17 protein-coding genes are annotated in these 21541 nt (G+C 72.7%); 1 reads left to right on the top strand and 16 read right to left on the bottom strand.

From position 1 onward, the window contains the following. The first annotated feature begins 17 nt into the window (after positions 1-17). On the top strand, positions 18-1184 hold the full coding sequence (locus WMF34_RS08815; RefSeq protein WP_012234305.1) for a PrsW family intramembrane metalloprotease: 1167 nt from the start codon (positions 18-20) through the stop codon (positions 1182-1184). Positions 1185-1245: 61 nt separating this feature from the next. Here the strand turns inward: WMF34_RS08815 and dnaJ are convergent, their stop codons facing one another. From dnaJ to WMF34_RS08735, 16 genes are all read right to left on the bottom strand, one after another. Continuing rightward, positions 1246-2331, bottom strand: coding sequence for a molecular chaperone DnaJ (dnaJ, locus tag WMF34_RS08810; RefSeq protein ID WP_012234304.1), 1086 nt, complete (start codon positions 2329-2331; stop codon positions 1246-1248). 151 nt (positions 2332-2482) lie between these two features. Continuing rightward, positions 2483-3751 carry a cell division protein FtsZ gene (gene ftsZ / locus WMF34_RS08805; protein ID WP_012234303.1) on the bottom strand — a complete coding sequence of 423 codons (1269 nt, stop codon included), beginning with the start codon at positions 3749-3751 and terminating at the stop codon, positions 2483-2485. 245 nt (positions 3752-3996) lie between these two features. Further along, entirely contained in the window at positions 3997-5319 is a 1323-nt protein-coding gene (gene ftsA, locus WMF34_RS08800) for a cell division protein FtsA (protein WP_012234302.1), read from the bottom strand. Between the two features lie 129 nt (positions 5320-5448). Continuing rightward, positions 5449-6465 (bottom strand): cell division protein FtsQ/DivIB, encoded by a 1017-nt coding sequence (locus tag WMF34_RS08795; protein ID WP_012234301.1) that lies wholly within the window; start codon positions 6463-6465, stop codon positions 5449-5451. Continuing rightward, positions 6462-7871, bottom strand: a complete 1410-nt coding sequence (murC, locus tag WMF34_RS08790) for a UDP-N-acetylmuramate--L-alanine ligase (RefSeq protein WP_012234300.1) — start codon at positions 7869-7871, stop codon at positions 6462-6464. Before murC ends, WMF34_RS08795 begins: the two co-directional genes overlap by 4 nt. Further along, positions 7871-9088, bottom strand: coding sequence for an undecaprenyldiphospho-muramoylpentapeptide beta-N-acetylglucosaminyltransferase (gene murG / locus WMF34_RS08785; protein ID WP_012234299.1), 1218 nt, complete (start codon positions 9086-9088; stop codon positions 7871-7873). The genes murC and murG overlap by 1 nt, the downstream gene beginning before the upstream one ends. Next, positions 9082-10407 (bottom strand): putative lipid II flippase FtsW, encoded by a 1326-nt coding sequence (gene ftsW, locus WMF34_RS08780; protein ID WP_012234298.1) that lies wholly within the window; start codon positions 10405-10407, stop codon positions 9082-9084. Before ftsW ends, murG begins: the two co-directional genes overlap by 7 nt. After that, entirely contained in the window at positions 10404-11774 is a 1371-nt protein-coding gene (murD, locus tag WMF34_RS08775) for a UDP-N-acetylmuramoyl-L-alanine--D-glutamate ligase (RefSeq protein ID WP_437993000.1), read from the bottom strand. The genes ftsW and murD overlap by 4 nt, the downstream gene beginning before the upstream one ends. 4 nt (positions 11775-11778) lie before the next feature. Next, a complete protein-coding gene (gene mraY / locus WMF34_RS08770) occupies positions 11779-12909 on the bottom strand; it encodes a phospho-N-acetylmuramoyl-pentapeptide-transferase (RefSeq protein WP_012234296.1) in 1131 nt (376 codons plus the stop codon). Then, positions 12906-14510: a UDP-N-acetylmuramoyl-L-alanyl-D-glutamate--2,6-diaminopimelate ligase gene (locus WMF34_RS08765; protein WP_437992999.1), complete on the bottom strand. Its 1605-nt coding sequence runs from the start codon at positions 14508-14510 to the stop codon at positions 12906-12908. Before WMF34_RS08765 ends, mraY begins: the two co-directional genes overlap by 4 nt. Then, positions 14507-16594 (bottom strand): penicillin-binding protein, encoded by a 2088-nt coding sequence (locus WMF34_RS08760; protein WP_437992998.1) that lies wholly within the window; start codon positions 16592-16594, stop codon positions 14507-14509. The genes WMF34_RS08765 and WMF34_RS08760 overlap by 4 nt, the downstream gene beginning before the upstream one ends. Continuing rightward, positions 16591-16944, bottom strand: a complete 354-nt coding sequence (locus WMF34_RS08755; protein WP_012234293.1) for a cell division protein FtsL — start codon at positions 16942-16944, stop codon at positions 16591-16593. Before WMF34_RS08755 ends, WMF34_RS08760 begins: the two co-directional genes overlap by 4 nt. Continuing rightward, a complete protein-coding gene (gene rsmH / locus WMF34_RS08750) occupies positions 16941-17888 on the bottom strand; it encodes a 16S rRNA (cytosine(1402)-N(4))-methyltransferase RsmH (RefSeq protein WP_012234292.1) in 948 nt (315 codons plus the stop codon). Before rsmH ends, WMF34_RS08755 begins: the two co-directional genes overlap by 4 nt. Then, entirely contained in the window at positions 17885-18343 is a 459-nt protein-coding gene (gene mraZ / locus WMF34_RS08745) for a division/cell wall cluster transcriptional repressor MraZ (RefSeq protein ID WP_012234291.1), read from the bottom strand. Before mraZ ends, rsmH begins: the two co-directional genes overlap by 4 nt. Positions 18344-18880: 537 nt before the next feature. Next, positions 18881-19285, bottom strand: a complete 405-nt coding sequence (locus tag WMF34_RS08740) for a cobalamin B12-binding domain-containing protein (RefSeq protein WP_012234290.1) — start codon at positions 19283-19285, stop codon at positions 18881-18883. A 98-nt stretch (positions 19286-19383) separates the two neighbouring features. Continuing rightward, entirely contained in the window at positions 19384-21534 is a 2151-nt protein-coding gene (locus WMF34_RS08735; RefSeq protein ID WP_437992997.1) for a GYF domain-containing protein, read from the bottom strand. Between the last annotated feature and the right edge of the window lie 7 nt (positions 21535-21541).

Here is a 21541-nt window from a genome sequence, read left to right as displayed (position 1 = left end):
CCCCGCCCCTCGCGCCCATGAACGCCGCCGCCGCGCTCCTCTGGCTCGCCACCGTCGCAGCGCCGCTCGGAGGGCTGGCCGCGCTCCTCGTCTGGTCGCAGCGCCTCTATGGCAGGCGCCGGTTCGCGGTGGGGACGGCGCTGCTCGGCGCGCTCGCGTTCGTGCCGGCGCTGCTCATCGAGACGTTCCTCCAGCGCTGGCAAGGCCTCGACAAGTCCGCCAGCGCGCTCGACGCCGTCACGCTCGTCTACATCTTCGTGGTCACGGCGCCGCTGGAGCAGGGCCTCAAGGTGGCGGCCGTCGCGCCGATCGCGCGGCTGCGCGCCGTGGAGGAGCCGTTCGACGGGCTCGTGTACGCGGCCGCCGCGGCGCTCGGGTTCGTGTCGGCCCACAACGCCGTGTACCTGTGGGGCCGGCCGCTGGAGCCGCTCGACATCGCGCGGGCCCTCCTCGCCGTGCCGGCGCACCTCTTCTTCGCCTCGCTCTGGGGCTACGCGCTGGGCCGCGAGCGCACGCGGCCGCTCGGCGGCCGCCGCTTCAACGCCGCGTGGCTCGGCGCGATGGTGCTCAACGGCGCCTACGACTACATCGTCTTTGCGTGCCGCCCGGTCGCGCTCGTCATCGCGGCGCCTGTGCTCCTCGGCACCGGCCTCGTGACCTTCCTCGCCGCCCGCGACCTGCTCCGCCGAGGCGCGTCGCCGCACAGCTCGCAGCGCAGGGAGCGCCGCTTCCTCCCCCGCATCGCTCCGCCGTCGCTCGGAACGTTGCGTGAGGCGCTCAGGCGCACCGAACGACCGGTGACGCTCACGTGGATCGCCTTCGGCGCGCTCGTCACGGTCGGGGTGATGACGACCGCGCTCGCGATCGCGATCGCGCTCGGCCATCGCTTCGGCGTCGACTTCGCGGCGGTGGACCGGGGCGACGCCTCGGCCGCCGCGGCGGCGCCGCTCCTCTTGCTCGTCGCAGCGGCGATCGCCGCCTTCCCCCTGGCCGGTTATCTCGTCGCCCGGGCCTCGTCGACGGGCAGCGTCCTCGAGCCGGCTGCCTCGGCGGCGCTCGCCATCCTGGGCTCTCTGGTGCTGCTCGGCCTCGCGGCCCCCGTCGCCGTCGTGTTCGCGGCCGCGCTGGCCCCCATCGCCTTCAGCCTCGCGTGCGCGGGCGCCTGGATCGGCACGACGCGCTGAGCGCGGCGTAGGCTCGCGCCTTTCGCGAGAAATCCTGCCAGCTCGCCGGGCGTCGGCGCTGTTACGCGGTCGCCGCCTTCGCCGCCGGCTGGTGCTTGGCGACCTCGTCCTGGAACCTGCGGAGCAGCTCTTGCGCTGCGGGCGACAGGTTCCGCGGCACCTCGACCTGGATGACCACCTGGAGCGCTCCGCGGCCGCGACCATCGATCCGCGGCGCGCCCTTGCCCTTGACCGAGATCACCTCGCCGGGCTGCACGCCCGCCGGGACCTCGACGTCGACGACCGTGTCGTCCGGCAGGTCGATCTTGACCGTGCTGCCGAGCGCCGCGTCGGCGAAGGAGATGGGCGCCCGCGTGATGAGGTCGAGCCCGTCGCGCTCGAAGCGCTCGTCCGCGGCCAGATCGACGTCGACGTACAGATCGCCGGGCGGCGCGCCCTGGGCGCCCGGCATGCCCTGGCCCGGCACCCTGAGCCGCTGGCCGCCGTCGATGCCGGCCGGGAAATTGACGACGACCTTCCGCGTCTTCTCGACCGCCCCGAACCCCTTGCAGGTGGCGCACGGCGTCTTGACGACCGACCCCTCGCCCGAGCATTCAGGGCAGGTCTGGGTGAACATCACGAACCCGCGCGAGGTCGAGACCTGCCCGGCGCCGCCGCACGTACCGCACGGCTTGCGTTTCGTCCCTGGCTTCGCCCCCGAGCCGGAGCAGTCGTCGCACGCCACCGGCGTCCGCAGGACGACCTCCCGCTTGCAGCCGAGCAAGGCGTCCCGCAGCGAGAGCCGCTGCTGAACCCGGATGTCCTGGCCGCGCGCGGGCCCGCGCCGCCGGCGCTGCCCGCCCCCGAAGCCGCCGAAGAACTCCGAGAAGATGTCCTGGAAGTGGGAGAAGATGTCGCCGTCGGCCGCGCCGCCGATCCCCTCGAGGCCGGCGTGCCCGAACTGGTCGTACCGACTGCGCTTCTCCTCATCGGAGAGGACCTGGTACGCCTCGGTGGCCTCTTTGAAGCGGGCCTCCGCCGACGCATCGCCGGGGTTCCGGTCGGGGTGGTTCTTCAACGCAGCCTGACGATAGGCCTTGCGAATGTCGTCAGGCGTCGCGTCTCGCGCGAGGCCAAGAACTTCGTAGAAGTCGCGCTTTTCACTCATGAATCGTGGACCGCCGCGTCGATCCTGCCCGACAGCGGGCACAGGCGCCGGCTGACCATAAGTCGTCGTGCGCGCCTGTCAACGCGTAATACAGCGTGAACGCCCGCGGTGGCGGCGCACCGGGAGTTCTTCCGCGTGGGCGGCGGTGCTGCTACTGGCCCCGGCGCTGGAACGCGGGCGTGTCCCAGTCGGAGTCGAGCGGAGGGACGAAGCTCGCGCGGTCGCGCGGGCTGCCGCCTGCCGCCTGGACCTGCGGCGCGGGCCGGCGGGTGGTCGGATACGCGACCTCCTCGTGCCGGTGCGGCTGGCGCTGCGTCATGGGCATGGGAGGAGCGCTCGGGGCGGAGCGGCCCGACATCGGCCCGGCCGCCGCGGCGAGCGACGCGCCGATGGAGTGCGCGGTGGCGCGCGGCTGCGCGGCGCTCGCGAGCTGCTGCGGGACCTCGGCGACGAGGTGGTCGAAGCCGGTCGCGATGACCGTCACCTTGATCATCTCGCCCATGTTCTCGTCGATGGTCGCGCCGAAGATGATGTTCGCGTCCTCGTGCGCCTGCTCCTGCACGAGCGTCGCGGCCTCCTCGATCTCGCGCATCCGCATGTCGGGGCCGCCGACGATGTTGATGAGCACGCCGGTCGCGCCCTCGACCGAGATGTCGTCGAGCAGCGGCGAGCTGACGGCCATCTCGGCGGCGAGGCGAGCGCGGCCCTGCCCCTTCGCGCAGCCGGTGCCCATGAGCGCGCGGCCCATGTTCGACATCACCGTCTTCACGTCCGCGAAGTCGACGTTCACGATCCCGTTCTGCGTGATGAGATCGCTGATGCCCTTGATCGCCTGATAGAGCACCTCGTCCGCCTTGCGGAACGCCTCGACGAACGAGAGATCCTCGTCGCCCAGCGAGAGGAGCTTCTGGTTCGGGATCGTGATGAGCGTGTCGACGTGCTCCGCGAGCATCGCGAGGCCGAGCTCGGCGCGGCGCGAGCGCTGCTTGCCCTCGAAGAAGAACGGCTTCGTCACGACGCCGACGGTGAGGCAGCCCTCCTCGCGCGCGAGCTGCGCGATGACCGGCGCGGCGCCCGTGCCCGTGCCGCCGCCCATCCCCGCGGTGACGAACACCATGTCGGCGCCCTGGATGCACTCCTTGACGCGCGTCACGTCCTCGAGCGCCGCCTTGCGGCCCTTCTCGGGATCGGCGCCCGCGCCGAGACCGCGCGTGACGCTCGCCCCGATGTGGAGCTTGGTCGGGGCGAGGCTCGATCCGAGCGCCTGGGCGTCGGTGTTGACGACGATGAACTCCACGCCCTCGAGGCCGAAGTTGATCATCGTGTTGACTGCATTGCCGCCAGAACCGCCACAACCGATGACCTTGATCCGGGCGTCGTACCCGGTGTGCTCGTCGGCAAACTCGATGGAGAAACTCATGAACTCCTCCCGGGGAAGTACAGCTAGCCGCTCGGCCCGGCGCCGACCCCCGCAAAGGTCGAGCGGCGCGGAACCCTCAGTGCGCGAGGACGTCCTCGCTCCGGACGGCATTCGGAGGGGCGCCTCTTCCCCTTCGAACACCGCGCTTCAAACCCTCTTGACTTCGAATTCAAGAGGGATCGCCAGTGCGCTATCGGACCCTCTCAAACCCAATTCTCTAACAACTTTCTCTTGCCACGTCATGCCTAGAATGCTGCTCGAAGCCAGTTCCAGAACCTCCCGCTCGACCTCTTTTCAATCGGCATTTCTTCGATGACATCTCGACGCGACTCGCGCTCGCGGAGCTTCTCGCGACGGATCTCCGCGCGTCCGGCGTGGCCGGCGTCGAGCGTCACCGGCGTGAGCGCGCGCGCCTGCGCGAGTGCGTTGGCGCCGTACTGAACGAGGCCCACGCCCGTCGCGTACTGCGGGCCAGCCACGAGCTGCGTGATGCCTCGCACGCCGACCGGCACGCCGAGGCGCACGGGCATCCCGAGGATCTCCTCGGCGAACTCCGTCATCCCTTCCATGAGGACGCCGCCGCCGGTGACCACCGCGCCGGCCGAGAGCTGCTCGAGCATCCCGGTGTCCTCGATCCGCTTGCGGATGACCGCGAAGATCTCCTCGACGCGCGGCTCGATGATGTCCGACAGGACGCGGCGCGCCGCCTTGCGCGGCAGGTGCCCGCCGACGCCGGGGACCTCGATCTCCTCCTCGTCGCCCACCATTCGGCCCAGGGCGCAGCCGGCGTTGCGCTTCAGGCGCTCGGCCTCGCCCATCGGCGTGCGCAGCCCGGCGGCGATGTCGGCCGTCACGTTGTTGCCGCCCGCCGGGATCACGCTGGCATGCGCGATTCCGCCGTCCACGTAGAGGAGCAGGTCCGTCGTACCGCCGCCGATGTCGATGATGGCGACGCCGATCTCCTTCTCGTCCTCGGAGAGCACCGCCTCGGCGCTGGCGAGCGGCTCCAGCACCACGTCGGCCACGGTGAGGCCACAGCGCTCCGCGCAGCGGACGACGTTCTGCACGCACGAGGTCGCGGCGGTGATCAGGTTCACCTTCACGCCGAGCCGGACGCCGCTCATCCCGACCGGGTCGCGGATGCCGTCCTGGTTGTCGACCGTGAACTCGCGCGGCAGGACGTGCAGGATCTGACGATCGGCGTCGACGGGGATGGCCCGCGCGCCCTCGAGGACGCGCTCGACGTCCAGCCGCGTGACCTCGCCGCCGGAGACCGCGGCGACGCCGTCGGATTGCTGGCAGCGGATGTGGCTGCCCGCGACGCCGGCATACACGGTGCGGATCTCGACGCCCGCCATCGTCTGGGCGGCCTCGATCGCCTCGGCGATCGAGCGCACCGTCCAGTCGATGTTGCTCACCACGCCCTTCCGCAGGCCGCGGCACGGGACGTTGCCCACCCCGAGGATGGTGATCCCATCAGCGTCGATCTCGCCAACGACCGCCGAGACCTTGGTCGTCCCGATGTCGAGTCCGACGACGATCTCAGTAGTCTCCATCCGGCTCTTCATTGCGTGCACCACCTCATGCGGGGACGGGCCCCATACGCGTGTAAGGCGGGCACGACGCTGCCATGAGCCAGCAGCACCGGCCAAGTTTTGCTCGGCGATCGCCGGCGCGGAGAGCGTGCCCGACCGCGCTCATCTCATCCTCACCACGACGCGCTCGGGGTGCGCGTCGTTGTCGAGGAAGATCACCGACGCGCTCGCCTTTCGCTGGGCGAGCTCGGTGAGCACCCGCGACGCCTGGGCGACCTTGTCCCGGTAGGGCGGCTGCCCGAGGTGGAGCGAGATCGCCTCCTTCCCGATGGTGACGACGATCGACCCGTCCCGCTCGACGTGGAGCTCCTGGGTCGGATAGCGGCGCGCGACGCCGGCGCGCTCCAGGTCCTCGACCACGTCGAGCAGGCGCCGGACCGCGATGACGACGCCGGGGCGATCCCGCGCCACCTGTTCGCCGGTGATCCCCGTGACGATCGGGAGGTCGACGGGGTCGTCGCCGGCGAGCTCCTTGAAGAGCTCGCCGTCGCGCGTCGCGAGGTAGAGATCGCCACCGATGGCGACCAGGGCCTGCGCCTCCCGCTCGACGACGTCGACGTGGATCGTCGAGGGGAGCCTGCGCGTGACCGTCGCCTTCTCGATCCAGGGGTCGGTGGCGATCGAGGCGCCGGCGAGATCGAGATCGAGCGTGAAGATGTTCTTGCCCACCTCGATGCCGCCGGAGCTGGCCACCTGCTCGGCGGTCCGGCGCTGGACGCCGTCGACGAGCACCGTGCGCACGGCGAAGCGAGGGCTCGACACGATGTAGCGGCGCGCGCCCCACGCGACGGCGGTCGAGGCGACGAGCACGACGGCGGCGCCCGCGAGCAGCTGCAGCGCGCGGAGGTGGCGCGCGATCGGCCGCCGAGGGCGCGCCGCCGGGGGCGCGCCGTCCTTCGCCGTCGGGCGCGGCGGGCGCACGGAGACGCTCGTCGCGGGCGGGGCCGGCGACTCGTGCGACGACGGGGTCGGCGCGCGCACGCGCTCGTTCTTCGGCGGCACCGCCGCCACGGGCTCGGGCTTCGAGCCGCGCGAGGCCGCCCGGACCGGCGGCGCCGCGGGCACCGACGGCATCGAGCGGCGGCGGTTCGGCGGGGGCGCGCTGGGACGCTCGGTCATGAGCTGCCCTCCTGCGGCGGCGACTTCGCCTCGAGCCGCGCCTTGAGCCCCCGCACGCACGCGTTCACGTCGCCCGCGCCGAGCGCGATGACCACGTCGCCGGGCCGGGCGATCTTCTCGAGGGCCTCCGGGAGGTCGGTCTTGTCGGCGATGAAGCGCGCGTCGTGGTGGCCGTGCTCCCGGATCGACTGGACGAGGCGCTCCGCGGTGACGCCGGGGATCGGCGGCTCGCCCGCGGCGTAGATGTCCGTGACGAGCAGGACGTCGGCCTGGTTGAAGGCCCGCGTGAACTCGTCGAAGAGATCGCGCGTGCGGGTGTGCCGGTGCGGCTGGAAGGCCACGACGACGCGGTGATCCTCGCCGGGGAACGCCCGGCGGGCCGCGTCGATGGTGGCGCGGATCTCGGCCGGGTGGTGGCCGTAGTCGTCGATCATCGTGACGCCGCCGATCGACCCGACGACGGTGAAGCGGCGAGCGACGCCGCCGAACGTGGCCAGCGCCTGCTTGGTGACGTCGAGCGGCACCTCGAGCTCGTCCGCGACCGCGATGGTGGCGAGGCAGTTGAGGACGTTGTGCGCGCCCGGCATCTTCACCGTGAAGCCGCCGAGCGGCTCCCCCCGGCGGTACGCGTTGAAGCTCGTCTCGAGGCCGCGGAACTGGATGCCGCGCGCCGAGTAGTCCGACTGCGGCGAGACGCCGTACGTGACGTGGCGGCGCGGGATGCGCGGGAGCAGATCCTGGACGTGCGGGTGGTCGAGGCAGAGCACGGCGAGCCCGTAGAACGGGACGCGCGCGGCGAACTCGACGAAGGCGTCCTTGATGCGCTCGTGCGTGCCGTAGTGATCGAGGTGCTCGGGGTCGATGTTGGTGACGACCGCGATCGTCGGGGTGAGCCGCAGGAACGATCCGTCGCTCTCGTCGGCCTCGGCGACGAGCAGGTCACCGGCGCCGAGCCGCGCGTTCGTGCCGAGCGCCGCCATCTTGCCGCCGACGACGACGGTGGGATCGAGGCCGGCGGCGCGCAGGACGGTGGCGACCAGGGAGGTCGTGGTGGTCTTGCCGTGCGAGCCCGCGATCGCGACGCCGTACTTCACGCGCATCAGCTCGGCGAGCATCTCCGCGCGCCCGATCACCGGGGTGCCGAGCGCGCGCGCCTCGGTGAGCTCGGGGTTCTCGGGGCGGATGGCGCTCGAGTAGACGACGACATCGACGCCGCGGACGTTCTCGGCGCGGTGGCCGATGTCGATCCGGACGCCGAGCGACGTGAGCCGCCGCGTCGTCGAGCTCTCCTTGAGATCCGAGCCGGAGACCTCGAACTCGAGCGAGCGCAGGATCTCGGCGAGGCCGCTCATCCCGACGCCCCCGATGCCGACGAAATGGACGTGGCGAACGCGACCGCGGAACATCAGCCTGCCTCCTCCCAGCCGAGGCCAGCGCCGAGCGGCGCAGCCTGGTTCGTCACGGCGCCGCGCTGCGCCTCGCCAGCGCGCGCCGCCCGCCCTCCGAGGGTGGGGAAGCGCAGCGCGCGGTGGCGCGGGGCCCGCGCGAGCTCGAGCAGATCGGCGGCGACGCGCGCCGCGGCGTCCCGCGTGGCGAAGGCCGCCGCCGCGTCCGCCATGCGGGCCCGGAGCGCCGGCGCGGCCGCGAGCCGGGCGATCTCGTCGGCGAGGCGCAGCTCGGTGGCGTCGCCCTGGGCGATCGCCACCGCGGCGGAGGCCCGCTCGAGCGATTGCGCGTTCCTCAGCTGGTGGTTGTCGGCCGCGAACGGGTACGGAATCAGGATTGAAGGGCGCCCGACCGCGCAGAGCTCGGCGAGCGTCGACGCGCCCGCGCGGGCGATCACGACGTCGGCCGCGGCGAGCGCCTCCGCCACGTCGTCGATGAACGGGACGACGCGCGCGCGCCCTGCCAGGCCGAGCTCGGCGTAGAGCGCCCGGACCGCGGCCTCGCGATCCCTGCCCGTCTGGTGAACCACCTCGAGGTCGGCGCCGCGCTCGCGGCCCCGCGCGATCGCGCGGGGGACGACGTCGTTCAGCGCCAGCGCGCCCTGGCTGCCGCCGAGGACCAGCAGGCGGAGCGCGCCTTCGCGCGGCGCGTACGGGGCGCGGGCGAAGGCGCGCCGGAGGGGGACGCCGAAGAGGCGCACGGTGCTCGGGCGCAGCGCGCGCGCCGTCTCCGGGAAGGCGACGTACGCGCGATCGACGATGGGCGCGAGCAGCCGGTTCGACAGCCCGAGGACGCTGTTCGGCTCCAGGATCGCGACCGGAACGCCGAGCGAGCGGGCCGCGAGCGAGACCGGTCCGCCGGCGTACCCGCCGAGCGAGAGCGCCACGCGGGCGTCGAGCCGCTCGACGAGCCGCCTCGCCTCCGGGAGGACGCTGCCCGCGCGAGCAGCGCCGCGCACGAAGCCGGAGAGGCCGCCCCCGCGGAGCGGCAGGACGTGGAGCAGCTCGAGGTTGTCGCCGCGCTCGCCCATCACGCGCACCTCGATGCCGCGCGCGGTGCCGACGTAGACGACGCGCGCCTCTTCGTCGCGCGCCGCGGCGCGGACGGCGTCGCCCACGGCGATCATCGGGAAGACGTGGCCGCCGGTGCCGCCTCCGGCGATGAGCACGGTCACCATGCGCCGCCCTCCTCGGCCGACGCGGCGACCACGGCCGACGCGCTCGGCGCGTGCGGGACGGGCGAAGCGCCCGCCTCGCCGCGCTTCTCGGGGGCCACGACGGTCCGCGATCGGCTGATGCTGAGCAGGATGCCCGCGGCCGCGGCGTTCACGAGCAACGAGGAGCCGCCATAGCTGAGGAACGGCAGCGTGAGCCCCTTCGTGGGGAGGATCGCCATCGCGACGGCGAGGTTCGTCATCGCCTGCACCCCGAAGAGCGTCGCGATGCCGAACGCCATGAAGCTGCCGTAGTCGTCGGCCGCCTCGAGGGCGATCTTCACGCCCCGCGAGACGATGACGAGGTAGGCCGCGCACAGGCCGACGATGCCGACGAAGCCGAGCTCTTCGCCGACGATCGCGGACACGAAATCGGTGTGCGCCTCCGGCAGGTAGAGCACCTGCAGCCCTCGCCCGAGGCCGAGGCCGAAGAGCCCGCCCGAGCCGAAGCTCATGACCGACTGGAACGGCTGGTAGGCGAGGTCCGCGCGGTTGTTGTCCATGTCGATCCACGCGAGGTAGCGCGCGTAGCGGTACCCGCTGAAGCGAACGAGCGCGGCGCCGGCGAACGCCAGCAGCATGGAGAACGCGGCGATGTACGGGACGCGCGCGCCCGCCACGAACAGCAGCGTGAAGGTCAGGAAGAGCAGCACGACCGCGCTGCCGAAGTCGGGCTGCTTGAGGCAGAGGAGCATCAAGAGCCCGACGACGAGGAGGTGCGGGAGGAAGCCGACGGAGAACGACTTGATGCGCTCGGCCTTCTTCGACAGCGAGTAGGCGAGCCAGAGGACGATCCCGAGCTTCGCCACCTCGGCCGGCTGCACGTGGACAGGGCCGAGCGAGATCCAGCGGTAGGCGTTGCCGGCCTTGTGGCCGAGCCCCGCCACGCAGGCGACGAGCATCCCGGTGACGGTGATGAGCACCGGGTACGTGAGGACCTTGAGCCGGCGGTGATCGATGCGGCTCGTGATCCACATCGTGGCGATCGAGAGGACCGCGTAGACCGCCTGACGCTTGAGGAAGAACTGCGCGTCCTTGTAGCGGACCGTCGCCTCGACGGCGCTGGCGCTGTAGACCATCACCACGCCGAAGCCGATGAGCGCCGTGACGACCGCCGCGAGGAGCGCGTCGACCGGGCCCGACGGGCTCGATCGCACCTTCCAGAAGGCCTCGGCGGCCGCCGCGATCCCGCCCGGCGCCGCCTTCTCCTGGTCGGGGGGACCGACGTGCCGGTTCTTGGGTGCGTCGGCGCGCGCGCCGAACGCGCTGCTCCACGACGTCACGACGCCACCTCCCCGGCGGCCCCGCCGGCAGCTCCCTGGAGCTCGCGCACCGCGCGGACGAAGGCGTCGCCGCGGTCCTTGTAGTCGCGGAACATATCGAAGCTGGAGCACGCGGGGCTGAGCAGCACCGCGTCGCCCGGCCGGGCGAGGGAGCGCGCGGCGAGGACCGCCTCCGCCATCGAGCCCGCCCGCGCGATCGGCAGGACGCCGGCGGCCGCGGCGGCGATGCGGTCCGCGGCCTCGCCGAGGACGACGAGGGCGCGCCCCCGCTCCCGCAGCGCGGACACGAGCGGGGCGTAGTCGCCGAGCTTGTCGCGCCCGCCCGCGATCAGGACGGCCTTCGCCTCGATCAGGCCGGAGAGCGCGGCGACGGAGGCGCCGACGTTGGTCCCCTTCGAGTCGTCGTAATACCGGACCCCGCCGACGTCCGCGACGAGCGCGGTCCGGTGCGCGAGCCCCTCGAAGCTCGAGAGCGCGTCGCCGATCGCCGCCGCGGGGGCGCCGAGCGCGGCGGCGAGCGCGGCGGAGGCGCAGGCGTTCGCGAGGTTGTGCGCGCCCGCGAGCCGCACGCGATCCAGCGGGTAGCGGGCGCCGGTGACGCGATCGACGATCGCGCCCCCCGCGGCGCTCACGTCGGCGCGGGCGTCGCGCGCGCTGAACGTCACGACGCGGGCGCGCCCGCGCGCCGCCTGGCGGGCGACGAGCTCGTCGCCGAAGGGGACGACCGCGACGTCGTCGGGCGTCATGCGCTCGAACGGGTTGCCCTTCGCGTCGGCGTACGCCGCGAAGCTCGCGTAGCGGTCGAGGTGATCGTCCGTGATGTTCAGCAGCGCGTGGGCGCGCGCGTGCAGCGTCGGCACGCGCTCCGCCTGGAAGCTCGAGATCTCGAGGACGAGGACGTCCCACGTCTGGTCGACGACCTCGGCGAGGGGGGTCCCGAAGTTGCCGCCGACGAACGTCCGGAGGCCGGCCCGCTCGAGCATCGCGCCCGTGAGCGCCGTCGTCGTGCTCTTGCCGTTGGTCCCGCCGACGAGCACGACGGGCGCCGACACGAAGCGCGACGCGAGCTCGAGCTCGCCGATGACCTCGCGCCCGGAGCGAGCGACGGCGTCGAGCGCGGGAAACGACGGCACGCCCGGCGAGACGACCACGAGGTCGGCGCCGTCGAACAGCGCCGGATCGTGCCCTCCCGGCGCGAGGACGACGCCCTCGCCCTCGAGGGCCGCGGCCGCGGCGGAGAGCCGCTCGCGCGGCGCGCCGTCGTTCGCGATCACGCGCGCGCCGCGCGCGTTCAGGAGGCGCGCTGCCGCGACGCCGCTCCGGCCGAGCCCCACGACGATCACTGTTCGCCCGCGGACGTCCATCATGCCCTCACCGCAGCTTCATCGACGCCAGGGACACCAGCGCCAGGAGGATGGAGATGATCCAGAAGCGGACGATGATCTTGGGCTCCGCCCACCCCTTCTTCTCGTAGTGGTGGTGGATCGGCGCCATCAAGAAGACGCGCTTGCCGGTGAGCTTGAACGAGAGGACCTGCGTGATGACGCTGACCGTCTCGATGAAGAAGATCCCCCCGAGGATGATCGACAGGAGCTCGTTCTTGGTGAAGACGGCGAGCATCCCGAGCCCGCCTCCGAGGGCGAGCGACCCGACGTCCCCCATGAAGACCTGGGCGGGGTACGTGTTGTACCAGAGGAACCCGATCCCCGCGCCGATGACCGAGCCGCAGTACACCGACAGCTCGCCGGCCGACGCGATCGCCGGGATGTCGAGGTAGGTCGCGAGCGAGAAGCTCGCGATGGAGGCGCCGACGATGTACGCGAGGATGAGGTAGGTCCCCGCGTTGATGATCACCGGGCCGATCGCGAGGCCGTCGAGGCCGTCGGTGAGGTTCACGGCGTTCGACGTGGCGACCACGACGAAGACGGCGAACGGGATGTAGACGTAGAGCGGCAGCTCGATCGGGTACTTCGAGAACGCGACGAACGGGATCGCGAGCCGCGTCCTGATCTCCGCCCAGTCCGGCGGGAGCTTGGACGCGAGCAGGAACGTGTAGGCCACGGCCGCGCCGCCGATCAGCACCTGGCCGATGAGCTTGTAGCGCCCGGGCAGGCCGCCGCTGTTCCGCCGCTTGATCTTGAGGAAGTCGTCCAGGTAGCCGATGACGCCGTAGCCCGCGGTGACGGCCGTCGTCGCGAGGACGAAGGGGTTCCTGAGGTCGGCCCACAGCACGGTGGGGAGCAGCAGGGAGAGCAGGATGAGCGCGCCGCCCATCGTCGGCGTTCCCGCCTTGATCTTGTGCGTCTCCGGCCCCTCGGCGCGGACCACCTGCCCGATCTGCTTGCGCCGGAGCTCGCGGATGAACCACGGCGCGAGCACGAACGTCAGCACCATGGCGGTGATCGTCGCCATGATCGTGCGGAACGGGATGTAGCGGAGGACGTTGAGCCAGCTCAGCCAGCCGTAGTGGAACTTGAGCGGGTAGAAGAGCTCGTAGATCACCCCGCACCTCCGTGCGACGGCCGCTCGCCGAGGGCGCGCGCGCGCCGCGCGGCGAGCGCGCGCCGCGCCTCGTCGCGATCGTCGAACGGCAGCGTGACGCCGCCGATGATCTGGTACGGCTCGTGGCCCTTGCCGGCGATGAGGACCACGTCGCCCGGCTCGGCGTCGAGCACCGCGCGCTCGATCGCGCGCGCCCGATCGAGCTCGACGACGACGCGCGCACGCCCGGCGGCGAGCCCCGGCAGGATGGCGTCGGCGATCGCGCGCGGGTCCTCGCTCCGCGGGTTGTCGTTGGTGACGATGGCGACGTCGGCGGCGCGGCCGACCGCCTCGCCCATCTGCGGCCGCTTCAGCGGATCGCGGTCGCCGCCGCACCCGAAGACGCAGAGGACGCGCCCGCCGCCGAGGGCGCGCACGCTCGCGAGCACGCGGGCCAGCGCGTCCGGCGTGTGCGCGTAGTCGACGAGCACGATCACGTCGTCGGCGCCGGGGGCATCACAGCGCTCCAGGCGGCCCGCGACCTGGATCGGAGACGAGAGCGCGGCGGCGGCGTCACCGACGTCGAACCCGAGCAGGTAGGCCACGGCGAGGGCGGCGAGCAGGTTCGACGCGTTGTGCGCGCCGAGCAGGTGGGAGCGGATGGTGACCTCGCCGGCGGGCGTGCGGGCGCGGATGAACGTGCCGCTCGCGCTGTGCGCGAGCTCGACGGGGGCGATCTCCGCGGCGTCCGGGCCCGCGCCCACCTCCGCCGAGTAGCGCGCGAGCGTCGCCGCGGTCGGGCGCGAGAGCCCGCCGGGGGCGAGCATCTCGACGAGCTGCCGCCCGAAGGGATCGTCGACGTTGATGACCGCGGCGCCGGGGCCGAGATCCACGAACAGGCGCGCCTTCGCCGCCGCGTACGCCTCCATCGTGCCGTGGTAGTCGAGGTGATCCTGCGTGAGGTTCGTGAAGACGGCGATCCGGAACCGGACCGCGTCGACGCGCTTCGCCGCGAGCGCGATCGACGACACCTCCATCACGAGGTGCGTCGCGCCGCGGGCGACCATCGCGGCGGCGACGCGGGCGAGCTCGTCCGCCTCGGGGCTCGTGTGCGAGGCGTGGACATCGAGATCGCCGAAGCGGTAGCCGAGCGTCCCGACGATCCCGGCCTGGCCGCCGCACCGATCGATGCAGGCCTGGACGAGGTGGGCCGTCGTCGTCTTGCCGTTCGTACCGGTGATGCCGACGACCTCGAGCGTGAAGGTCGGGTGTCCGTAGACCACGGCGGCGGCCTGGGCGAGCGCGAGCGGCACGTCGGGGACCTCGACGCGCGCGGCGCCGAGCGTGTCGGCCGCGCTCCCGCGGGCGACGATCACCGCCCGCGCGCCGCGCGCCACGGCCTCGGGGATGAAGCGCTCGCCGTGAGCGCGCGCGCCCGCGCGCGCGACGAAGATGTCCCCCTGCCCCACCTTGCGCGAGTCGAGGTGCACGCCCGTCACGACCATGTCCTCGGCGCCCGCCGGAGAGAGCGCGGCGCCCGGGATCTCGCGCAGCACGTCGCCGAGGCGGAGCGCGAGCTCGACCTCGGCCAGGCTGGCTTCCTTGTGATCGTGCTCCGTCATGTGGGGGGCTCGAAGATGAGCTTCAGGGGCGCTCCCTTGGGCAGCACGGTCCCGGGCGGAGGCTCCTGGCGCGCGAGCCGCCCCGTGCCCTCGACGCTCGGATCGAGCCCGAGCGCGGCGGCGCTCTTCACGGCCTCGCGCTGCGGCAGCCCCGTCAGATCGGGGACGCGCAGCTCCCCCGCCTTGAGCGGCGCGGACGGCGTGACCACCCCCGTCGAGATCGGCGCGGCCGCGGCGCGCGCCTCGCTCAGCACCTGGTAGGTGCTCGCCGCGAGGTCCTCGCCGGACTGCTCGCGGATCTCCGACAGCTTCATCGGCACGCTCCCGCGCGGGGTAACGCCCAGGTAGCGCAGCGCCATCTCACCGACCCGACGGAAGACGGGCGCCGCGACCGAGCCGCCGGCGTACGTGCCGCCCATCGGCTCGTCGAGCACCACCGCGATGGCGATCCGAGGCCGCTCGGCCGGGACGAACCCGACGAACGACGCCACGTAGTGGGTGTCGGTGTACTTGCCCGTCGCGGGATCGATCTTCTGCGCGGTGGCCGTCTTCCCCGCGACACGGAACCCCGGGATCGCGGCCTCGACGCCGGTCCCGTTCCCCTCCGTCACCGCGACGAGCATCTCCGACATCATCCGCGCGATCGGCGCCGGCACCGCGTCGCGGCGCACGCGCGGCGACGGCTCCGAGAGCGTGACGCCCGTGCCGTCGGTGACCCGCTTGACCAGGATCGGCTCGAGCAGCCGCCCGTGGTTGGCGATCGCCGCCGTGGCCATCGCCAGCTGGAGCGTGGTCACGCTGATCCCCTGCCCGAACGAGGCCGCCGCCGTCTCGACCTGGACCCAGGGGCGGCCGCGCGGCCGCAGCACGCCCACGGACTCGCCCGGCAGCGGCACGCCGGTCAGGTCCCCGAAGCCGAACCGCCGGAAGCCCTCGTAGAGCCGCTGCTCGCCGAGCCCGAGCGCGATCTTCGCCGTGCCGATGTTGGACGACTGGGCGAGGATCTGCGGCACCGTCAGCCACTTGTGAATGTGCGTGTCGTGGATCACGACGTTGTCGATCGCCATGTTCCCCTCCTCGCAGTAGATGGTCGCGCTGGGGGAGACGCTCTTCGCCGCGATCGCGCTCGCGATGGCGAACACCTTCATCGTGGAGCCGGGCTCGAAGCGATCGACGACGCAGCGGTTGCGCCGCGCCCCCGGATCGCTCTGCGAGTAGTCGTTCGGGTTGAAGCCCGGGGCGCTCGCCATGGCGAGGATCTCGCCGCTCTCCGGATCGACGACCACGATCGATCCGCCGAGCGCCTCGTAGGTCTTCATCGCCGCCTCGAGCTCGCGCTCGGCGGTGAACTGGATGCCCTTGTCGATCGTCAGGTGGACGTTGTGCCCGGCGAGCGCCTGCTCGTCCTCGATCCCCTCCGAGAAGATGAGCCGGCCCGAGCGATCGCGGAGCCCACGCACCTCGGACGCGTTGCCGCGGAGCTCGTGCTCCAGGCTGAGCTCGATCCCCTCCTTGCCCTCGCCGTCGGTGGCGACGAAGCCGAGCAGCGGGCCGGCGAGCTCGCGGTTCGGGTAGAAGCGGCGCCCCTCGCCCTCGATCACGAGCCCGCGCACCGGGTAGCGCTGCGTCCTGTCCCCGAGCGCGCGGACGTTCTCGACCTCCTGCTCGGAGATGCGGCGCTTGAGCCAGGCGAAGCGGCGCCGCCGGCCGAGCTTCTCCACGACGTCCTCGAGCGGCAGCGAGAGCGCCTGCGCGATGCGCTCCGCGTACTGCTGGATCCGCATCGGGACGTACTTCTCCTCGATGCCGCGGAGCATCTCGACCGCGTCCACGGAGACGCTGGGCACCTCCACGCTCTCCGCGAGCGGCGCGCCGTTCCGGTCGTAGATGGTGCCGCGCTTCGGCGTGATGTGGAGCCGCCGCTGGCGCTGCCGCTCGGCGAGGTCGTACCACGCGTCCCCGTCCTCGACCTCGATGCGGTAGGCGCCGGACACGACGCCGCCCAGGCCGAGCGCCATGAGGCCGCAGAGCAGCCCCATGCGGATGCGGATCCACCGCGCGCGCCGGGGATCGAGGTTCTTCACGGCCGCCCTCCGCTCGGCGGCGCGCTGCCGGACTCCTCGCCTTCGGGCTCGCGCTCGCCGGCCGGCGCCGAGTAGCCCCGCACCGGGATCACGCGCTCGGGCGGGGGCGGCGTCATGCCGAGCAGCGAGCGGGCGACCATCTCCACGCGCTGCGGCGTCTCGTAGCTGGCCGCCTCGAGCGAGAGCACCCGCTTGACCTCGCGCAGCCGCGCCTGCTCGGCGCGCGCTCGCCCGAGCTTGTAGCCCAGATCGACCGTGCGCCCTCGCAGCGCGAGGTGCACGACGAAGGCCGCCACCGTCGCGGCCACCGCGAGCGTCCACAGGATCAGGAACGGACGCTGCTGCGTCACGCGAGCGCCTCCGCCCCGCCCACGCGCCGCGCGGCGCGGAGCTTTGCGCTGCGGGCCCTCGGGTTGCCTTCGACCTCGTCGTCGCCCGCGGTCACCGGCTTCTTCGTCAGCGGCTCCCAGACCTCGGGCTCGCGCAGCGCGCGCTTGACGATGCGGTCCTCGAGCGAGTGGAACGAGATCACGGCGAGCACGCCGCCCGGCGCGATGATCCTGGGCGCCGCCTCGAGCAGCGCCTCGAGCTGGTCGAGCTCACCGTTCACCGCGATGCGCAGCGCCTGGAACGTGCGCGTCGCCGGATCGACGCCGCCGATGCGCGCCGGCCCGACGGCGCGCACCACGGCGCGCCGCAGGTCGAGCGTCGTAACGAGCTCGCCGCTGTCGGCCGCCTGCTTGATGCACCGCGCGACCCTCCGGCTGCGGCGCTCCTCGCCGTAGCGGTAGATGAGATCCGCGAGCTCCTCGTCGCTGAGCCGCTCGATGAGCTCGAGCGCCGTCTCGCCACGGCTCGAGTCCATCCGCATGTCGAGCGGCCCCTCCGCGCGGAAGCTCATGCCGCGGCCCGGGTCGTCGAGCTGCATGGAGCTCACGCCGATGTCGGCCAGGAGGCCGTCCACCTGCGGGACGCCGAGGGCCGCGAGGTGCCGCTCGATCTCGGAGAACTCGCCGTGAACGTAGGTCACCCGATCCCCCGCGCGGGCGAGCCGGGCGCGCGCGATGGCGAGGGCGCGCTCGTCGCGATCGATCCCGATGACCCGGGCGCCCGGCGTCTCGAGGATCGTCGCGGTGTGGCCGCCGGCGCCGAGCGTGGCGTCGACGTAGACGCCCTCGCTGACCGGCGAGAGCGCGGCGAGCACCTCGCGGCCGAGGACGGAGACGTGCTGCTCGCCGCGCGGGCGCGGCGGCGGAGGAGGCAGGTGCATGGGGACTACATTGACGACGTTCATAGGCGGAACTGCTCCGCGATTGCGTTCTTGAAGCTCTGAAGCTCGACCTCGCTCATCTGCTGAGCGGCCTTCCACCGTTCCTGCGACCAGAGCTCGATCGTCTGGCCCATGCCCGCCCACAGCACGTCCTTCGTGAGGTCCGCGTGCTCGCGGAGGGACGGCGGGATGAGGATCCGGCCCTGCTTGTCAAGGTCGCACTCGACGGCCGCGGACAGGTAACGGCGTCGGAAGGCGACCACGTTCGAATCAAATTGTGGAAGTGCTGCAATTTTCGCCTCCAGCTCTTCCCAGGCCTTCATCGGATACGCGTGCAGGCAGGGGTCGAAGAGGGCCGGGGTGATGACCATCCGCAGGTCGTTCGCGGCCGCGAGCACGTCCCGAAAGCGCGAAGGGAGGCTCGTGCGCCCCTTCGCGTCGATCGCGTGCTCGAAGTGACCGCGAAACATCGTGCTCATCGACCCCAGCTCCGGCTGGTCCGTCCCGCCGAGGGGTTGGCGACGCGTTGCTCCACCGGGCGCACGCCGCGTCGTGACATTCTCTGCCACTTCTTCCCACGAAGCTCCGCCACGCTACGGAGTGAGGTGCCGAGTGTCAACAGTTTGGGAGATTTCTGGACCTCATCCGCCACCTATGTAGGACATAAACCCTCAAGGTCGCACCTCACAAAACAGCGCGATTTATCGACAAATGGCTTCCGGGAAGTGCCGTGGGAGGAAGTGGGGAGCCGCTCGGAGGTAGGCTGGAACGCGTCGGGCGGACGCTGGCAAGACGGAAAGCAAGCAAGACGGATCGCCGCCCTGAGCACGTCGATTCGCGGCCGGGCGAACGGGTGCGTAGCCGGGTTACCGGACGGGCTCAGCGAGCCTGCGGCTGAGGCGAAACAGGACGGGGAAGGAGCGCGGTGGGGGAGAGTGGGGACGCGCGCCGCGGTGGGGGAGAGCGGGGACGCGCGCTGCGGTGGGGGAGAGTGGGGACGCGCGTCGCGGCGGCGGTCAGCTGTGGGGGGTCACGTTGGTCTGGACCCACTCCACGATGCTCTTCAGGGTCGTCCCGGGGGTGAAGACGCCCTTCACGCCGGCGTTCTGGAGCCGCGCGATGTCCTCGTCCGGGATGATGCCCCCACCGAACACCACGATGTCCTCGGCCCCGCGGCTCCGGAGTGCTTCGATAACCGCGGGGAAGAGGGTGTTGTGCGCTCCGGACATGATCGACAGCCCCACGGCGTCGACGTCCTCCTGCACAGCGGCGGAGGCGATCATGTCGGGGGTCTGGTGCAGGCCCGTGTAGACCACCTCGAAGCCCGCATCGCGGAGCGCCCTGGCGACGACCTTGGCGCCGCGGTCGTGGCCATCCAGGCCGGGCTTCGCCACGAGGATTCGGACTTTGCGCTCTGCCATGAGCGCGTCGATTACCGCCTGCCTGGGCAGACGTAAAGCGAAGCGCCCGATCGAGCGGCCTTCGCGCCGCAGGGGTGCCTCTTCGCTGAGCAGCGGGCTTACTGCGCGGCGAAGACGAACGGAATCGTCACGGGGGTGGAACCCGAGGAAGGAGGGAACCGCCAGGACTTGATCCGGGAGGCGATGCAGCTCGCCAGGCCGGGGTAATCCTTCTCCGAGCCGCCGGCCGAGACGGACTGGACGGCGCCCGACGCGGCGATGACCACCGAAGCGGAGACCCTGGCGGTGCTGGCCGCGTTGCTGGCGCGCGCGTCGAGGGCGGGCTGCCAGCAGTGGCGGCGGACGCTGGGGCGGTTCGACTCGACGACGCCGGAGATCTCCCCTTGGGAAAGCGGGGTCAAACTGGCGCTGGCCCCCTGGCTGCCCGGCCCTGACGAGGGGCCGGGGACCCCAGCGCCGAACCCGGACCGGTCGAGCTGAGCCGAGGCCGATGGAGCGACCGGCTTGTCCGGCGGAGGGCGCTGGCTCGCGACGCCGCCCGCCTTGCCCGTCGGAGCGACCTCTGGCCGGGCGGAAGCCGTCTCGGCCGGTGCAGGTGCGTCCGGCTCGACGGGCGGCGGCGGCGGCGGGGCCGCCGTGGGCAAATCGGCCGGCTGGCTCTGCGGCGCGGGGGCGGTCACGACCTGCACGGGCTGCGGCTTCGGGGAGAGCAGGACGAAAGCGGACACGCCACCGAACGCCGCGGCCATGGCGATGAAGGCGTATGCGAGCGGGCTCATGCCCGATCTCCGCCTTGGCGCGACCGTCTCCACCAGGCTGCCGGGCGTGGCCACCAGAGGTGCGGGCTCCGCGGCGGAGAGGGCCCCTGCCGCGGCGGGCGAGCCCCCCGCGGTCAGCCTTCCGCCTGCTGGCGCCGTCGCAGAGCGCGCTACCCCAGCGGCCAGGCCACCCGCGGGCGACGCCGCAGACGGCGACCCGCCCAGGCCGCCGGCCCCACGGGCGAGCTCGGTCGAGGCGGACGCGGCCAGCTCGGCTCCGGGCGCAAACGCGGCGGGGGCCGTCCGATCGGCCGCGAAGGGATCGGCGAGCACCTCCACCGGCGCAGCGCCCGCGGCGTGGGTCCGCCCGGCGCCTGCCGGCGCACCTGGCCATGCGGCCGGCGCGCTCGCTGCTGGCGCGACCGGGGTGACGCGCGCAACGGACGTAGCTGACGCAACGGACGCAACGGACGTAGCTGACGCGACCGGCGCGGGCAGCGGGGCCGACACAGCGGGCGTCCCCGCCGCGGTGAAGGCGGCGACCGCCGGGGCCTGCTCGTTCAGGCCAGGAGGCTCCGGCTCGCGCGTCGCCGGGCGCGCGGGCGCGGCCCCCCCGAGCGCAGGGACCCTCGACGAGGCGGGCGCCTTCGCCGATGACGCCTGCAGCTGACCGACAGAGGAGCCCGTGGTGCTGATGCGACGCGCGGGCGGGGACAGGCGGGTGGACTGAGCCTGCGTGACGATCTCGAGCAGCTCCGGGAAGTTCTTGAGGGGCTGCCACTCATCGAAGCCTTCGCGCCAGACGAGCGACTCGCCGTCCACCGCGCCGGCGAGCGCCTTGTCGCGAATGACCGAGAGCCGCACCGGACCGAGCGGGACGCCGCCGACCCCCACGTACCAGTCCTCGCTCGACGTGGCGCGCACGGCCGGCGCCTTCCCGAGCGGGCGGTCATTGGACATCGCGCGCGTGAACGCGCCGGCGGCCCCCGCCGGCGGCGTGGGCTCCGCCGCCCTGGCGGCAGGCGCAGGGGAACGAGCCGGCGCTGCGGGCGCCGGCTGCACAGCCCGGGCTGCAGGGGCCGCCTGCGGTGCGGTCGCCGGACGCGGGCTCGACGCCGGTCCGGGGACAGCGCGCGGCGCGACCGGAGGTCGAGGAGCGCCCGCCGGGCGCGGCAGGGCCTGGGATGTCGGCCGGGGCGGCGCCGGCGCGGCGCCCTGGCCCAGCGACGAAGCCAGCGGCGGCTTCAACGGGCTCGCCGCGCCCCCGTCCACCGCCGGCGCCTCGTCGCTCGGAGGGGCGGCGTGCGCCTCGTCGCCCGCCTCGCGCGGCGGCTCGACCGGGAGAGCACGCGCCACGGAGCTCTCGGTGACGCTCGCGCTGACCTGGATGAGGTGCCCGCATCGCCGGCACTGCATCCGCACCATCTTGCCGGCGACCTTCTCGTCACCGATCTGGTACTTGGCCTTGCAGTTATCGCAGATGAATTTCATCCAAGGA

Source organism: Sorangium sp. So ce145 (assembly GCF_051525985.1).
Classification (GTDB): Bacteria; Myxococcota_A; Polyangia; order Polyangiales; family Polyangiaceae; genus Sorangium; species Sorangium cellulosum_B.
Note: the sequence above shows the minus strand (reverse complement) of the source record. Positions and strands in the feature narration are given on the sequence as shown.

Excerpts from the sequence above, each read along its gene's own strand:
- WMF34_RS08795 (WP_012234301.1), bottom strand. The coding sequence starts at position 6,465 with ATGACCGAGCGTCCCAGCGCGCCCCCGCCGAACCGCCGCCGCTCGATG.
- murC (WP_012234300.1), bottom strand. The coding sequence starts at position 7,871 with ATGTTCCGCGGTCGCGTTCGCCACGTCCATTTCGTCGGCATCGGGGGC.
- WMF34_RS08765 (WP_437992999.1), bottom strand. The coding sequence starts at position 14,510 with ATGACGGAGCACGATCACAAGGAAGCCAGCCTGGCCGAGGTCGAGCTC.
- mraZ (WP_012234291.1), bottom strand. The coding sequence starts at position 18,343 with ATGAGCACGATGTTTCGCGGTCACTTCGAGCACGCGATCGACGCGAAG.
- ftsA (WP_012234302.1), bottom strand. The coding sequence starts at position 5,319 with ATGAAGAGCCGGATGGAGACTACTGAGATCGTCGTCGGACTCGACATC.
- WMF34_RS08740 (WP_012234290.1), bottom strand. The coding sequence starts at position 19,285 with ATGGCAGAGCGCAAAGTCCGAATCCTCGTGGCGAAGCCCGGCCTGGAT.
- dnaJ (WP_012234304.1), bottom strand. The coding sequence starts at position 2,331 with ATGAGTGAAAAGCGCGACTTCTACGAAGTTCTTGGCCTCGCGCGAGAC.
- murG (WP_012234299.1), bottom strand. The coding sequence starts at position 9,088 with ATGGTGACCGTGCTCATCGCCGGAGGCGGCACCGGCGGCCACGTCTTC.
- ftsZ (WP_012234303.1), bottom strand. The coding sequence starts at position 3,751 with ATGAGTTTCTCCATCGAGTTTGCCGACGAGCACACCGGGTACGACGCC.
- WMF34_RS08735 (WP_437992997.1), bottom strand. The coding sequence starts at position 21,534 with ATGAAATTCATCTGCGATAACTGCAAGGCCAAGTACCAGATCGGTGAC.
- WMF34_RS08815 (WP_012234305.1), top strand. The coding sequence starts at position 18 with ATGAACGCCGCCGCCGCGCTCCTCTGGCTCGCCACCGTCGCAGCGCCG.
- murD (WP_437993000.1), bottom strand. The coding sequence starts at position 11,774 with ATGATGGACGTCCGCGGGCGAACAGTGATCGTCGTGGGGCTCGGCCGG.
- rsmH (WP_012234292.1), bottom strand. The coding sequence starts at position 17,888 with ATGAACGTCGTCAATGTAGTCCCCATGCACCTGCCTCCTCCGCCGCCG.